This window comes from Microbacterium sp. A93 (assembly GCF_051842835.1).
This window is the reverse complement of sequence record NZ_JBPXMT010000002.1, coordinates 448,510-462,860: the sequence shown is the minus strand read 5'-3', so window position 1 is coordinate 462,860 and position 14,351 is coordinate 448,510. Positions and strand designations below refer to the sequence as shown.

The window sequence follows — 14,351 nt, the reverse complement described above, 5'->3', positions numbered from 1 at the left end:
TCCCCCAGGAGAACAAGTGAATAGGCCAGAGGTCCCAGACCTTCCCCTGCCGCGCCCACATCGACCCCCGCAGACGTTCACCACTCGGTTCATAGCGCTCCTTGTCACTCTTCTTGCCGCCGTCCTGACGGCGCTGTTCCTCACCGGCCCCGTCCACGCGGCCGACCTGACAGAGACCGAGCCGAACAACACCCTGGCCACCGCCGACTCGCTCCCGCTGGGGGACACGATGACCGGCTCCATGGACTCGACGGTCTGGTATGAGTACGACTTCTTCGGTGTCACGCTCCCGCAAGCCGGGCTGACGAGGATCGACTTCCAGTTCCCTGCCGGGCTGACCAGCGCTCAGGTCTACGGGCTGACCGTCTATGACTCCGGAGGGGGAGTGATCCACAGCTATGACGTCGTCGCCTCGGATTCCAATGGAGCCCGGCTCAAGGCGCTGGACATGTACCTGCCCGCCGGCCGGTTCTCCATCCGGATCAGCGGGCAGAACACGTGGGACTCGTGGGGCAAGGACTACTCGCTCACCGTCACCCACACCCCCGGGGCCGTGGAGACGGAGTCCAACGACACGAGGGCTCTGGCCGACGCGCTGCCCTTGGGCGCCACGTACTCCGGGTCCATGCTCTCGAACTCCTGGTACGAGTACGACTTCTATGGCGTCAACCTGCCCAGCGACGGCCGGATGGTGGTGGATGTGGGGTTCCCGGCGGGGCTCTTCAGTGCCACGGCGTACGAGGCGCACCTCATGGACGCGAGCGGGCGGACGCTGCACGCCTTCACCCTGCGGTCCGCCGACGCCGACGGTTCGCGCCTGCGGTCCACGGCCCTGTACTTCCCCGCGGGCCAGTACTACCTCCGTCTGACCGGCCAGAACACCTGGGACTCGTGGGGCAAGACCTACACGGTCAGGGTGACGCACACCCCCGGCGTGGTGGAGACCGAGCCGAACGACACCCGGACGGCAGCCGACTCCCTGCCCCTGGGGGTGGCCTACACCGGGTCGAGCTCCGGAACCTCGTGGTACGACGACGACTACTACGCCGTGGACCTGGACGCAGCAGCCCGGGTGAGCCTGTCACTGACCTTCCCGGCGGGGCTGACCGGAGCCAGCTCCTACGTGGTGGGCGTGTATGACGCGGACGGTCGGCGGACCCACGAGTTCCCCCTGGGGCCGGCCGCGGCCAACGGGGTCGCGTTGGCCGCGCAGGCCGTCCAATTGCCGGCCGGCCGGTCCTACATCGCGATCCGGGGGCAGGACACCTGGGCCACCTGGGGCAAGCCCTACACCCTCAAGGTCTCCCCTTATGCGGCGCCACCGGTGCGGTTCTCAGATGTCGGTTCGGGCGACTGGTTCTATGCCCCCGTGAACTGGATGGTTGGGCGCGAGATCACCACCGGGTACAGCGATGGGACGTTCAGGCCGCACCGCCCCGTCAGCCGTGGCGAGGCCGTGGCCTTCCTCTACCGCTATGTGGATGAGGACTTCACGGTTCCGGGCAGTTCGGGTCTGAAGGATGTCCCGCCCGGTCACAACTTCTTCGAACCCATCAGCTGGGCCACGCAGAACGGTGTGGTCACCGGCTACTCCGACCACACCTTCCGGTCCGGGACCAACATGACCCGCGGTCAGGTGGCGGCCGTGCTCTACCGCCAGGCCGACCCGGACTACACCGCCCCGGCCACGTCACAGCTGAAGGACGTGGTCAAGGGCCAGACGAACTTCTACGAGGCGATCTCCTGGATGGTCCATGAGGAGATCACCACGGGCCGTGCCAACGGCACCTTCGACCCGGGGGCCAACGTCACCCGGGCCGAGTTCGCCACCTTCCTCCAGCGCTACGACGGCGTGGTGAACTGACGTTGAGGGCAGAACGAACCGGTTCGTTCTGCCCTCATAACGAGCGACGGCAGCCGGGCACCTGAGGTGCCCGGCCGCCGTCGTGATTCCCCGCCGTTGATGTTGCCTGCCGGCGGCCTACCGCCGCAGGATCTTGCGGGCCAGCAGGTTGCCCAAGGCCTGGATCACCTGGACCACGATCACGATGATCACCAGCGCACTCCAGGTGACGACCGGGTCGAACTGGCGGTAGCCGTAGGCCACGGCGTAGTTGCCCAGGCCCTCGCCGCCGATGATGCCGGCCACGGCGGACATGTCGATCAGGGCGATGACCGCGAAGGTGTAGCCCAGGATCAGCGGACCGAAGGCCTCCGGCAGGATGACCGTGCGGATGATGCGCCACGGTCCGGCACCCATGGCGCGGGCGGCCTCGATCACGCCGGGGTCCACGGCCATCAGGTTCTGCTCCACCAGCCGCGCGATGAAGAAGGTGGCGGCGATCGAGATGCCGAACACCACGGCGTCGGAGCCGATGCCGGTGCCCACCACCTGCCGCGCCAAGGGCTGGATGGCCGCGATGAAGATGATGAACGGGACGGGGCGGAACGTGTTGACGATGACGTTGAGGACCCAGAAGATGATGGGCTGCTGCATGATCCCGCCCTTGCGGGTCACATACAGCGCGGTGCCCACGATGGTCCCGGCGATCCCGCCGAAGACCAGCGAGAGCGCCACGATCCACATCATGATGCCGGTCTGCTCCAGCAGCGTCGGCATCAGGTCCACGACCTGCTCGCTGATGCTCATGCGGCCACCTCCTGCACGGTGACACCCTCGCCGATGGAGGCCAGCGCCGCCTGGACGGCCGCATCCTCACCGCGTACGGCGATGGTCAGCAGCCCGTAGACGCGGCCCTGGATCGAGTCCACGCCGCCGTACACCAGGTTGAAGTCGACGCCAGCCCGGGCCAGCGCGCCGAACACGCGCGCCTCGGACGCCCCGGCGTCCGTGAACGAGATCGTGAAGAAGCGCCCCTCGTGCTGGGCGCGCAGCTCCGTGAGCTCGTCCCCGGAGGGCAGGTTCCGCACCACGGTGCGCACGAAGCGCCTGGCGGTGGAGGTCTGCGGGGTGGTGAAGACGTCATAGGTGGCGCCGGACTCGACCACACGGCCGCGCTCCATCACGGCCACCTTGGTGGCGATCCGGGCGATCACCTCCATCTCGTGGGTGATGACCACGATCGTCACGCCGAGCTCCCGGTTGACCCGGGCCAGCAGGTCCAGGACCTCGTCCGTGGTCTCGGGGTCCAAGGCGGAGGTCGCCTCGTCCGCCAGCAGGATCTCCGGGTCCGCAGCCAGCGCGCGGGCGATCCCCACGCGCTGCTGCTGCCCGCCGGAGAGCTGCTCCGGGTAGTTCTCCGCCTTGTCCGTCAGCCCCACGAAGTCCAGCAGCTCCAGGGCGCGGGCCTTGCGCCTGGCCTTGTCCCAACCGGCCACCTCGAGCGGGTACTCCACGTTGCGGCGGACCGAGCGCGAGTTCAGCAGGTTGAACCGCTGGAAGATCATCCCGATGCCGGTGCGCATCTCACGCTGCTTGGCGGCGGAGAGCCGGGTGATATCCGTACCGTCGATCTCGATGGTCCCGGACGTGGCCGGCTCCAGGGCGTTCACGAGCCGCACCAGGGTGGACTTGCCGGCACCGGAGTACCCGATGATGCCGAACACGTCGCCCCGTTCGATCTCGAGGGAGACGCGATCGACGGCGACCACAGGGTCCCCGCCGCGCTGGGCGGGCGGGTACTGCTTGGTGACGTCTCGCAGGGCGATGTGGGGCATGCGGGGCGGCTGTCCTTACTGTCCGGCGCTGCGGATGGCTTCTTCGGTGTCCACCAGGGAGGTCTGCAGCTCCTCGACGGTGGTGTCCACGAACACGGCCGTGCCGCCGGCGGACTCCTGGACGCCGGCCTGGACGTCCTCGTTGCTCTGGTAGATCTCCACCATCTGCGCCAGCACCTCGTTGTCCGCGTTCTCCTCGGTGGTGGCGAAGATGTTGATGTAGGGGAAGGACGCCGGATCGGCCGGGTCGTCCTCGAACAGGACGTCCTCACCGGTCAGGCCGGCGTTGTTGAGGAAGTCGTTGTTGATGATCGCGCCGTCCACGTCCGGCAGGGAGTTCGGGATGGCCGCGGCGTCCAGGGCGGAGACGGTCACCTTTGACTCCTCCTCGATGACATCCTCGAGGTTCGAGGCAGCATTGCCGCCGTCCTGCAGGGTGATGAGGCCGGCCGCCTGCAGCACCAGCAGGCCGCGGGCCTGGTTCACGGTGTCGTTCGGGACGATGACCTGGCCGCCGTCCGGGATCTGCTCCAGGGAGTCGTGCTTCGTGGAGTACAGGCCCAGCGGGTAGATGACCGTGGCGCCGATGACCTGCAGGGTGTCATCGGAGGCCACGTTGTAGTCCGCGAGGTACTGGATGTGCTGGAACTGGTTGATGTCCAGCTCGCCCTCGGACAGGGCCGGGTTCGGCTGCGAGTATTCGGTGAAGTCCACGATGTCCAGGGAGATGCCCTCGGCCTCCACGGCGTCCTCGTAGGTGGTCCAGTACGCCTCGGAGGCGCCCACCACGCCGAGCTGGACCGGGTTCTCCTCGGTGCCCAGCTCGGCGGTGGCGTTGTCGCCACCGCCACCGCCGCACGCGGACAGGGCCAATGCGCCGGTGAGGGCCAGGGCGGAGAGGGACAGCACGCGGGTGCGGTTGCGAATCATGGGGGATGCTCCTGTTGTCAAGGGGGTGGTGACTGGTTAAGCGTAGTTTTACGCGCGCTCGCCCCGTCATACGCCGACATACAGGATAGTTCACGCGGCCGGGAATCCTGCGTCACAACGATCCTGCCCAGCCACAGTGATCATCGCTGTGGCTGGGTCGGATCACTGTGGCTGGGCGACTGGCCGGTGGGCGTCAACCCTGATCGACCACCAGCTCCTGGTAGCGGTAGAGCAGCGTGGCGGTCTCGGCCCGGGAGATGTGCTGTCCCGGCCGGTAGGAGCCGTCACGGTAGCCCTCGGAGATCCCCTCCGAGGCCAGCCAGGTGATGGCCTGGTAGTGGGAGTCGGTGGTCTCCACGTCCGAGAACTCGGTGTCCTCCGGCCCCTGGTGCTCCGGGTCCACGGCGCGGTAGAGGAAGGTGGCGAACTCCCCACGCGTCACGGGCCGGTACGGCTTGAAGTCGCCGTCGGTGTAGCCCTGGGCGACCCCGGCCCCGGCGGCCCAGCTGATGGGCTCGAAGAACGTGGACCCTTCGGCCACGTCCCGGAACGGGACCTCGCCGGGCTCCGCGTCCGGGTCCAGATAGCGGTAGAGGAAGGCCAGCGACTCCCCGCGGGAGATGTCCTTGACCTTGCCGAAGGAGCCGTCCGCGTAACCGCGGCTGATCTCCTGCAGCTGCAGCCAACGGACCGGCGCGTAGTACTGCGAGCCCGGGGCGTTGTCCGTGAAGTCCGCCGGCGGTTGCCCGGTCCGGCTCGTCACGCACTCGTAGGAGGCCGCGGCATCCTCGGAGCCGGTGCCCTGGTACTCGGGCCAGGCCGGGAACCGGCACATCGGCCGGGTCCGGTCGGTTCCCGCGTTGGCGTCGAAGGCCGTCAGGGTACCCGGGGCCTCGCCGCGCTCAGTCCAGTCGGTGAGCACCCCGAGCCCGTCCCAAGTGGCGTTGAACGGACCGAAACCGTGGCCCAGGCCGGGGACCTTGTAGTACCGGGCGTGCTCCGCCAGCGACTCGCCGAACTGTTCGGTCAGCTGTTCCCAGTAGGCATCCGAGTTGTGCGGGCTGATGAAGTCGTCCGCGGTGCCGTGCGTCATCAGCAGCTTGCCGCCACGGTCGAAGAAGGGCTCCAGGCTGACATCGGAGACGTCCGTGATGGCGGCCAGCTCCTGGATCCGGTCCTCCCACTCGGTGGGGTCGAACTCCATGGCGTCATAGGCCGGATCCTGCGTGATGAGGTACTTCACGTTGGTGGCGCCCACGCTGTAGAGCAGGCCCTCGGAACCGGAGAGGGGGTTGGAGGGCTGGGGCTCGGCCCCGAAGGTGGAGCGTTCCCAGAGGGCGCCCTCCAGGATCGGCCAGGGCCCGAACTCGCTCTGCCCGGCGATCTCGACGCCGGGGGAGTAGGAGGAGGCGATGGTGTCGATGGCGGTGAGCTGTTCCGGGCTCAGGCAGGCATCCTCCCCGGTGTTGCCGGCCTCGCAGCCCAGCAGCTCGGTGACCTTCTCGAGGGTCAGCACGTCGTTGCAGCCGGAGACATTGGAGATGACCCCGTCCACCACCCCGTCCAGTTCCACGGTGTCGCACATCTCGTAGACGGTGTTCGTCAGCAGCTTTGTGTCCGCCGGGCTGAGCCAGGCGGCGCCGTCCTCGGCGTACACGGCCTGGCCGGCGTTGAGGGAGGCCAGGTGCAGCATCATGACGTTGTAGGCCGGGTAGTTGGCCACGACACCCTCGTAGTCGTCCGGGTATCGGGCCGCGGCGTCCAGGGCCTCGTGCCCGCCCTGCGAGCCACCGATGAAGTAGGCGTGCTCCGGAACCTCGCCGTAGTAGGCCTCGGTGAGCACCTCGGAGACGTCATGGGCCTTCTTGATGGACCACAGGCCATAGTCCTTCAGCGATTCCTCGTTGAGGGCGAAGGTTGCGTCGAAACCGGCACTGGACTCGTGGCCGCCATCCGAGCCCAGGGTCACGTACCCCTGGGCCAGCGGCGTCTCGAGGTCGTGCGGCTGCAGGTTGTGGCGGCCGGTGCCGGTGATCAGGGTCCCGTTGAACGCGCCGCCGCCATACTGCAGCGAGTCGCCGTTCCACTCGGCCGGGAGGTTCACCTGGAACGTCACCCCCGGCGCCTCCGAGTCCACCGGCAGGGTCTTGCCGACCACCTTGCAGTAGGAGCCGTCCGTCTCGTCCGTGACCTGCTCGGCGGTGTTGACCACGGCACCCGAGGTCGGCACGTCGATCTCTCCGGCGCTGATCTGAAGCCCGGCCAGGTCGGTGCAGTCCATCTCCGCGGTGTCGCTGACCGCTGCCGTGAGGACGGAGGGCCCGACGCCGGCCGCACCGGTCGTCTGCCCCGGCCCGGCTGCCTGGGCCGGTCCCGTGAGCCCCGCGGCCAGCAGGGCTGCTGCCGCGAGGGTGCCGGCCCAGCGAAGGGCCGGCGTGGTGAATCCTGACATGGTGAATCCCCTTGGTGCGTGCTCCAGGGAATGCATCAGGCGGGGCTGACCATGACGTCAGTCGTCGGGTGCCAGGCCGCGGTAGAGCCGAGGAGCTGGTGGATGAGTGGAGTACGGGCCGGATGTGACGCCGGCCACATGAACTGTTATCCCACTCGCCCCGGGGAACTTCAAGACCCCTGCTGCCCGGTGGAAGGTGTCAGGTGGAGACCTGGTCCCGGCCCGCCACCCGATGTCCCGTCCGCCCCGTGGTCCGCACCGGGATCACCGCGGAGATCCCGGCCGCCACCAGCGCCGCTCCGGCCCCGCACAGCAGGGCGACCAGGAAGCCGGTGTGGGTGGGCACCAGCGCGCCGCCGACCTGGTGGGACATGGCTCCGAGTAGGGCACCGATGACTGCGGCGGAGGTGGTGGTGCCGAGGGAGCGCATCAGGGCGTTGAGTCCGTTCGCGGAGGCCTTCTCCGTCGCCGGGACGGCGCTCATGATCAGGGCGGGCATGGCGCCGTAGGCGAAGCCGATCCCGCAGCCGACCACCGCCCCGGCCAGGCACAGCAGCACGAGCGTCCACAGCAGGGTGGCGCCGTCCGCCGCCCCCGTGGTGCGGTTCCCGAGGGTGGCCAGGACCAGTGCGGTGGCCCCGTAGCCGGCGGCGATGACCACGCCGGCCAGTGTCAGGGTGGTCTTCGGGCCCCGGCGGTAGCTGATCCTGGCACCGAGTCCGGAGACGGCCATCATGCCCAGCCCCATGGGGGCCATCCACAGTCCCATCTGGATCATGGTCTGGCCGAGTCCGTAGCCCAGCTCGACCGGCAGCTGCATCATCTGCGGGATGATGAGGTTCATCGCATACATGGTGAAACCGAAGAGGATCGTGGCCACGTTCGTCAGCAGCACCACGGGGCGGATGCTGGTCCGCAGGTCCACCAGCGGACCCGGACGGCGCCACTCGTAGGCGCCCCAGACCACCAGCACTGCGGCTGCCGCCCCCAGGCAGCCCAGGGTCAGGACGCTGACCCAGCCCCATTCGGCGCCCTTGGAGATGCCCAGCAGCAGGGCCGTCAGTCCGACGGCCAGGCCGACGGTGCCGACCACGTCGAAGCGGACCGGCTTCCCGGACTTGCCGAGCACGGCGGGACGGGCCGCCGGGCGGATCGCGGGGATGACCACCACGATGGTGACGGCCGTGGCCAGGGCGATGGCCGCCGTCGCCCAGAAGAGCACGCGCCAACTGGCGAACTGGGCCACGGCCGCAGCCATCGGGATGCCCAGGGCGCCGCCGATGCCCATGGAGGAGCTCATCAGGGCGATGGCCGAGCCGGCCTTCTTCGGGGGCAGCACGTCATGGATCAGTGAGATGCCCAGGGGGATCATGCCGGTGCCCAGCCCTTGGAGGCCGCGGCCGAGGATCATGATGATCACGTCCGTGGCGAGCGCGGAGACCACGGAGCCGATGATGAAGGGGACCACCGCCACCAGCATCATGCGCTTCTTGCCGTACAGATCGGCCAGCTTGCCCATGACCGGCGTGCTGACGGCACCCACGAGCAGCGTCACCGTGATGACCCAGGAGGCGGTGGCCACATCCGTGTCGAAGATGGCGGGCAGCTCCCCGAGGATCGGGACCACCAACGTCTGCGCGAGGGACACCACGATTCCGGTGGCGGCGAGCACGGCCACGAGCAGTCGGGGGTTCGCGGCGGGCACGGCGGCGGCTGGGCCGGCGGGCTGCGGGTCGGCCGGCGCCGTCACCGTGGTGCCGGGCGTGCGGGTCTGGCGGGGCTGTTCTGCGGAGGGGTCTTCGGAGGGGTCTTCGGAGGAGGGCACTGCTGCAGGCTACAGCGGCGCTCGCCCACCCGCGCTGGCGGTTCACGTACCCTGTGGCCCATGACACCAGATGCCCGCTGGCCCGTGCCCTTCGAACTCCACGTCCCCGATGCCGAGCTGGAGGACCTGGGCCGTCGGCTCGCCCACGCCCGGCTGCCGGACCAGGCGCCGGGCAGGCCATGGGCGCACGGGACCGACGTCGGTTGGCTGGGCGAGCTGCTCGGGTACTGGCGGGAGGGGTTCGACTGGCGCGGCCAGGAGGCGGCGCTGAACGCCTTCCCCCAGTTCCGCAGCGAGATCCGGGGGATCCCCGTGCACTACCTGCACGTGCCCGGAAGAGGTCCCGACCCGATGCCGCTGCTGCTCAGCCACGGGTGGCCGGGCTCGGTGTTCGAGTTCCTGGACCTCATCCCGCGGCTGACCGACCCCGCGCGGTTCGGCGGGGATCCGGCGGACTCCTTCACCGTGGTGGCCCCATCGCTGCCCGGCTACGGGCTGTCCTTCCGCCCCGGCCAGGACCGGCTGGCCGTCCCGGAGATCGCGGACGTCTTCGCCGAGTTGATGACCGAGGTGCTGGGCTACGAGCGGTTCGCGGCACAGGGGGGAGACTGGGGTGCCCACATCAGCACGAGCCTCGGGGTGCGGCACCCGGAGAAGCTGGCCGGCGTGCACGTGAACTTCATGGCGATCTCCCCGGGGGCCGTTCCCGTGGAGGGCGCCACCGCCGAGGAGCTGGACTACCGGGAGAAGTCCATCGCCTGGCGCTCCCTCGAGGGTGCCTACGGTCAGATCCAGGGCACCAAGCCGCAGACCCTCGCGGCCGCGCTGATGGACAGCCCGTCGGGTCTCGCGGCGTGGATCGGGGAGAAGTTCCACGCCTGGACGGACCACGGCGGGGACGTCTTCGAGGCCGTGGACCGGGACCGGATGCTCGCGAACATCTGCCTGTACTGGTTCACGGGGGCCATCGCCTCCTCCTTCCGGCCCTACTACGACCAGGTGCACGGCAACGGGCCGCTGGACGGCGGGGCCACCGTGGACGTGCCCACCGGCTACGCCGCCTTCCCCCGTGAGATCCGCCTGCCACCGCGCTCGCTGGTGGAACGCTTCTACCCGGACATCCGCCGCTGGAGTCAGATGCCGCGAGGCGGGCACTTCGCGGCCCTCGAGCAGCCCGAGGCGTTGGCCCGGGAGATCGCCGAATTCCTCCGCGAGCTCCGCTGACAGGTCCCCCCTCCGTCACTTTCAGGGCAGAACGAACCGGTTCGTTCTGCCCTGAAAGTGAAGGTCAGGCGTTGACGTCGACGACGGTGCGCCCGCGGGTGCGCCCTGCCAGGATCTCGTGGGCGTAGGGGATGGTCTCCGCCAGGCCGATCGTGGTGGTCATGGCGTCGAGCTGCTCCAGGTTGAGCTCCTCCGCGAGTGCCGTCCAGGCCCGTTCGCGCAGGGACCGGGGGGCGTAGACCGAGTTCGCCCCGGTCAGGGTGACCCCGCGCAGGATGAACGGGGTCACGGTGGTGGGCAGGTCCATGCCCTGGGCCAGGCCGCAGGCGGAGACGGTGCCGCCGTACTGCGTCTGCGCCAGGACGTTGGCCAGGGTGGTGCTGCCGGCCACGTCGATGGCCCCGGCCCACCGCTGGTTCTGCAGTGGCCCGCCAAGCTCCTCGGAGAGTTCGTGGCGGTCGAGCAGCTCTGCGGCACCCAGCTCGCGCAGGTAGTCGCCCTCCTCCTCGACGCGACCGGTGGAGCCCACCACCCGGTAGCCGCGGCCGGCCAGCAGGGACACCGCCACGGAGCCCACTCCGCCGGCCGCACCGGTCACCAGCACGTCACCGGAGTCCGGGGTCACGCCGGCGTCGGCGAGGTGCAGCACGGAGATCATGGCCGTGAACCCCGCGGTGCCGATGGCGGCGGCCCGCTCCGGGCTCAGGGACTCGGGCAGCCTGACCAGGGCCGCGGGACTGACCTTCGCCCGGGTGGCGAAGCCGCCGTTCAGGGATTCGCCGATGCCGTCCCCGTTCAGCACCACCGTGTCCCCGGCAGCCCAGTCCGGGTCTTCGGAGGCGGTGACGGTGCCGACGATGTCGATGCCCGGGATGATGGGCCAGGATTGCAGGATGCCCCGACCTCCACCGGTGATGGCCATACCGTCCTTGTAGTTGTAGCTGGAGTACAGCACGTCCAGCTCCACGGTGCCGCTCTGGCCCACGCCCACCAGGATCTCATCCTCCGCCATCTCCTTGACCTGGGCCTCAGCACCCTGGGCCTCCACGATCACTGCGCGCATGCGTCCTCCTCTGTCGAATGAGTGGTGTCTCCACGGCCCACGTTACGGACGGGCTGGGTCAGTGGCCAGCGTCCGGAAGACTCCCCGCACCGCGGGCGACCTCCACGAACGCGGCCGCGGCGCCAGCGGGCGGCAGCCGGTCCCGCCAGACCGCCTGGAGGGTCCGGCCGAGTTGCCGCCCGCGCGTCGGGATCTCGGTCAACTGGCCGGAGCGCAGGTAGCCGGCCACCGCGAGCCGGGACAGTACCGCCGGTCCGATCCCCTCGATCACCGCCTGGCAGATGGCGGAATTGCTGTTGAGCTCGACCAGTGGCGCGGGGCGGTGGTCGTCCACGAGCCGGTCCAGGAACGCGCGCGTGCCGGAGCCCTCCTCCCGCTCCACCAGCGCCGTGACCGCGAGCTCGGCCGGCTCCAGCGGCCCGTCCAGCTGCGCCCACGGGTGCCCCGGCCTCGCCACCACCACCAGCTGGTCCGTGAACACCGTGAGATGCTGCAGCCCCGCGGGCAGGTCGGGCGTCTCCACGAAGCCCAGCGCCACGTCCCCGCCGGCCACCGCCTGGATCACCTGAGCCGAGTTCATCACCGTCAGCCGCGTGGCCACGCCGGGCCGTTGCGCACGGAACGCCCAGATCCATCCCGGCAGCAGGTGCTCGGCGATCGTCATGCTCGAGCCGATCGTCAGCTCCTCCTGCCCGCGGTGCGCCAACGCCTCCGCCCCGGCCGCCAGACGGTCCACCGCCTCCAGTACCTCGCGCGCCCACTCCACGGTCAGCACGCCTTCTGCTGTCAGGGTGGACCCGCGCGTGGAGCGGTGTAGCAGCGTGTAGCCGAGCCGCCGCTCGAGCGTGCGCAGGGACCGCGAGGCATTCGACTGCGCGATCCCCGCCGCCCGCGCCGAGGCACTCAGGCTCCCGTGGTCCGCGGTGCCGACGAGCAGCCGCAGCATGCTCAGGTTCAGCCAGGAGTCGATCGGGGGGTGGGGAGGGGCTGCAGCGGGCATATCAGCATCATATGACCGCGATGGTCGCCCGGGGGCTACTGCCGGCCGGCGGGGACTGGAATCGTCGAGGGATGACTTTTCCCCAGGCCACCGGCGGCGCCCGGCCTCACGCCCTCCCGCCCGGAGACGCGCCGGGTCACCGCACGCCGCGGGGTGGCTTCCGATTCCCGTCCTTCCCGACGGCGGCCCTGCCCGGTCTGGCGGTCTGCCTCGGCGCCGCGGTGCTCGCCTGGGGGTCGGGCCAGCTGCTGCCGGGTGTGAGCCCGTTGCTCGTGGCGATCCTCGGCGGTGTGGCCTGGAGGAACCTGGCCCCCGTGCCGGCGCGGCTGGACCCGGGGGTGGCGGTCTCCGGCAGGAGGCTGCTGCGCGCGGGGATCGTGCTGCTGGGCCTGCAGGTCTCCCTGGGTTCGGTCCTGGACCTCGGCGCCGGGGTGCTGGCCGTGGTGGTGCTCTCGGTGACGGTGACCTTTCTCGCGACCCTGTGGATCGGGCACCTGCTCAAGGTCTCGATGGCCCAGCGGATGCTGATCGCCGCCGGGTTCTCCATCTGCGGCGCGTCCGCGGTGGCCGGTGCTGACGGTGTGGTGAAGGCCAGACAGCAGGAGGTGGCCACGGCCATCACCCTGGTGGTGCTGTTCGGCACGCTGATGATCCCGCTGGTGCCCTTCCTCGGCGGGGTGTTGGGGCTGCCGGAGGAGACGTTGGGGATCTGGATCGGGGCCTCCACGCACGAGGTGGCCCAAGTGGTCGCCGCCGGTGGGACCGTGGGCGGCGGGGCGCTCGCGGTGGCCGTCACCGTCAAGCTGGCCCGGGTGCTCACGCTGGCGCCGATCATGGCCGGGCTCTCCATCTACGTACGCCGGAGCGAGGACCGGCGAGAGGACCGGCATGGGGGTGCTGCGACGCAGGGCAGGCGTCCGCCCCTGATCCCCCTGTTCGTGCTGGGGTTCATCGCGACGATGCTGCTGCGCACCACGGGCCTGCTGCCCGAGCCGGTGCTGGCGGGCACCCAGATCCTGCAGACACTGCTGCTCTCGGCCGCCATGTTCGCCCTCGGGCTCGGGGTGCACCTGAGGAGTCTGCTGCGGGTGGGTTTCCGCCCGGTGGTGCTCGGGGCCCTGTCCACCGCCGTCATCCTGGGGACCTCGCTGGGCGGGATCGCGGTGCTGCGCCTGTAGGGGCCGCTGGGGTGAGGCCCTCAGTAGTTCTGCGGGGGATCGGAGGCGGGGAAGGAGGCCTCACCCCAGTCGTCCGCTCGGGCGTCGTCCTGTTCGTGCTTGACCTGCGCCTGGGTGGCATCGGCGACCAGCCGTTCGGCTAGTTCGGCGTCGCTCGTGGTCACCGTCTTCGTGACCGTGATGGTCTCCGAGGTGGTTCCCGGGGTGTTCTTCTGTTCGCTCATGGCATCTCCTCTCGACTGCTTCCATACTGCTTCCATCATCGGCCTGCCGGCGCCGTCATGCACGGGTTGGTCCCCGCTTGGATGCCGAGCACCCGGTGCTGAGTGCCCGGTGCCGAGCACCCGGTCCTGAGTGCCCGGTGCGGGGCACCGCGGTGCCGGGGGCCGGGAACCCGGGCACCGGCGTCGGGAATCTAGTCCCGGTGCTGCACCGGAAGCCGGTCCCGGTGGTAGGTGATGTCCGTGTAGCCGTGCGGGGCGGGGTGGCCGTCCTCACCGAGGGAGACGAAGACGATCCGCTCGATGGTCAGGATGACCTGACGGGTGATCATGTTGCGGACCTCGGCGCGCATGGTCAGCGAGGTGCGCCCGAAGTGGGTGGCCTTCAGGCCCATCTCGATCATGTCCCCCTGACGGGCCGAGGAGACGAAGTTGATCTCGGAGATCAGCTTGGTCACGCTGCGGTGGTTGCCGAGCTGGATGATGGCGTAGATGGCGGCCTGCTCGTCGATCCAGCGCAGCAGCGAACCGCCGAACAGGGTGCCGTTGGCGTTGAGGTCCTCGGGCTTGACCCACTTGCGGGTGTGGAAGCTGACGCCGTCACCGGCCGGGTCGAGGGTCCCGTCCGGGCCCACGGTGGGCAGGGCGGCGGTGCGGTTCGAGGGCTGTTCGGTGGTCATGATCTGAAGACTAGTCCCGAGTATGACGACGGCGTCTCGACATACCTATGGACATAGGTATATGGTGGTGATCGAACCACTTGTGGTGCGGATCACCCTT

At 69.6% G+C, this 14,351-nt stretch carries 12 protein-coding genes; 3 read left to right on the top strand and 9 right to left on the bottom strand.

Going from position 1 to position 14,351, the window contains the following annotated elements; translation table 11 throughout:
* Window positions 1-16: 16 nt before the first annotated feature.
* Window positions 17-1,864 (top strand): S-layer homology domain-containing protein, encoded by a 1,848-nt coding sequence (locus ACSU1G_RS06385; protein WP_439279081.1) that lies wholly within the window; start codon window positions 17-19, stop codon window positions 1,862-1,864.
* A 117-nt stretch (window positions 1,865-1,981) separates the two neighbouring features.
* Here ACSU1G_RS06385 and ACSU1G_RS06380 read toward each other — a convergent pair whose 3' ends face one another.
* The 5 genes from ACSU1G_RS06380 to ACSU1G_RS06360 all read right to left on the bottom strand — a co-directional run bounded on the left by ACSU1G_RS06380 (window position 1,982) and on the right by ACSU1G_RS06360 (window position 8,885).
* On the bottom strand, window positions 1,982-2,650 hold the full coding sequence (locus ACSU1G_RS06380) for a methionine ABC transporter permease (RefSeq protein WP_439279080.1): 669 nt from the start codon (window positions 2,648-2,650) through the stop codon (window positions 1,982-1,984).
* Window positions 2,647-3,678, bottom strand: a complete 1,032-nt coding sequence (locus tag ACSU1G_RS06375) for a methionine ABC transporter ATP-binding protein (RefSeq protein ID WP_439279079.1) — start codon at window positions 3,676-3,678, stop codon at window positions 2,647-2,649. Before ACSU1G_RS06375 ends, ACSU1G_RS06380 begins: the two co-directional genes overlap by 4 nt.
* Before the next feature lie 15 nt (window positions 3,679-3,693).
* Window positions 3,694-4,608, bottom strand: coding sequence for a MetQ/NlpA family ABC transporter substrate-binding protein (locus tag ACSU1G_RS06370; RefSeq protein WP_439279078.1), 915 nt, complete (start codon window positions 4,606-4,608; stop codon window positions 3,694-3,696).
* Window positions 4,609-4,801: 193 nt separating this feature from the next.
* Window positions 4,802-7,060 carry a tannase/feruloyl esterase family alpha/beta hydrolase gene (locus tag ACSU1G_RS06365; RefSeq protein WP_439279077.1) on the bottom strand — a complete coding sequence of 753 codons (2,259 nt, stop codon included), beginning with the start codon at window positions 7,058-7,060 and terminating at the stop codon, window positions 4,802-4,804.
* 199 nt (window positions 7,061-7,259) lie between these two features.
* Complete coding sequence (locus ACSU1G_RS06360) at window positions 7,260-8,885, bottom strand: MFS transporter (protein ID WP_439279076.1); 1,626 nt, start codon at window positions 8,883-8,885, stop codon at window positions 7,260-7,262.
* Window positions 8,886-8,945: 60 nt separating this feature from the next.
* On the opposite strand from ACSU1G_RS06360, the gene ACSU1G_RS06355 reads away from it, so the two are divergent.
* Entirely contained in the window at window positions 8,946-10,109 is a 1,164-nt protein-coding gene (locus ACSU1G_RS06355; protein WP_439279075.1) for an epoxide hydrolase family protein, read from the top strand.
* Window positions 10,110-10,173: 64 nt separating this feature from the next.
* Here ACSU1G_RS06355 and ACSU1G_RS06350 read toward each other — a convergent pair whose 3' ends face one another.
* Window positions 10,174-11,172, bottom strand: coding sequence for an MDR family oxidoreductase (locus tag ACSU1G_RS06350; protein WP_439279074.1), 999 nt, complete (start codon window positions 11,170-11,172; stop codon window positions 10,174-10,176).
* 58 nt (window positions 11,173-11,230) lie between these two features.
* Window positions 11,231-12,172: a LysR substrate-binding domain-containing protein gene (locus tag ACSU1G_RS06345; RefSeq protein WP_439279073.1), complete on the bottom strand. Its 942-nt coding sequence runs from the start codon at window positions 12,170-12,172 to the stop codon at window positions 11,231-11,233.
* A 71-nt stretch (window positions 12,173-12,243) separates the two neighbouring features.
* Here ACSU1G_RS06345 and ACSU1G_RS06340 point away from each other — a divergent pair, with 71 nt between their 5' ends.
* Window positions 12,244-13,350, top strand: a complete 1,107-nt coding sequence (locus ACSU1G_RS06340) for a YeiH family protein (protein WP_439279072.1) — start codon at window positions 12,244-12,246, stop codon at window positions 13,348-13,350.
* Window positions 13,351-13,370: 20 nt separating this feature from the next.
* Here the strand turns inward: ACSU1G_RS06340 and ACSU1G_RS06335 are convergent, their stop codons facing one another.
* Both ACSU1G_RS06335 and ACSU1G_RS06330 read right to left on the bottom strand, forming a co-directional pair.
* Window positions 13,371-13,574 (bottom strand): hypothetical protein, encoded by a 204-nt coding sequence (locus tag ACSU1G_RS06335; protein WP_439279071.1) that lies wholly within the window; start codon window positions 13,572-13,574, stop codon window positions 13,371-13,373.
* Between the two features lie 191 nt (window positions 13,575-13,765).
* The gene (locus ACSU1G_RS06330) at window positions 13,766-14,251 is read right to left on the bottom strand and encodes an acyl-CoA thioesterase (protein WP_439279070.1); all 486 of its coding nucleotides are present in this window, start codon (window positions 14,249-14,251) and stop codon (window positions 13,766-13,768) included.
* Window positions 14,252-14,351: the final 100 nt, after the last annotated feature.

Coding starts and splice junctions, on each gene's coding strand:
- ACSU1G_RS06380 (WP_439279080.1), bottom strand. CDS start 2,650: ATGAGCATCAGCGAGCAGGTCGTGGACCTGATGCCGACGCTGCTGGAG.
- ACSU1G_RS06375 (WP_439279079.1), bottom strand. CDS start 3,678: ATGCCCCACATCGCCCTGCGAGACGTCACCAAGCAGTACCCGCCCGCC.
- ACSU1G_RS06370 (WP_439279078.1), bottom strand. CDS start 4,608: ATGATTCGCAACCGCACCCGCGTGCTGTCCCTCTCCGCCCTGGCCCTC.
- ACSU1G_RS06365 (WP_439279077.1), bottom strand. CDS start 7,060: ATGTCAGGATTCACCACGCCGGCCCTTCGCTGGGCCGGCACCCTCGCG.
- ACSU1G_RS06355 (WP_439279075.1), top strand. CDS start 8,946: ATGACACCAGATGCCCGCTGGCCCGTGCCCTTCGAACTCCACGTCCCC.
- ACSU1G_RS06350 (WP_439279074.1), bottom strand. CDS start 11,172: ATGCGCGCAGTGATCGTGGAGGCCCAGGGTGCTGAGGCCCAGGTCAAG.
- ACSU1G_RS06345 (WP_439279073.1), bottom strand. CDS start 12,172: ATGCCCGCTGCAGCCCCTCCCCACCCCCCGATCGACTCCTGGCTGAAC.
- ACSU1G_RS06340 (WP_439279072.1), top strand. CDS start 12,244: ATGACTTTTCCCCAGGCCACCGGCGGCGCCCGGCCTCACGCCCTCCCG.
- ACSU1G_RS06335 (WP_439279071.1), bottom strand. CDS start 13,574: ATGAGCGAACAGAAGAACACCCCGGGAACCACCTCGGAGACCATCACG.
- ACSU1G_RS06330 (WP_439279070.1), bottom strand. CDS start 14,251: ATGACCACCGAACAGCCCTCGAACCGCACCGCCGCCCTGCCCACCGTG.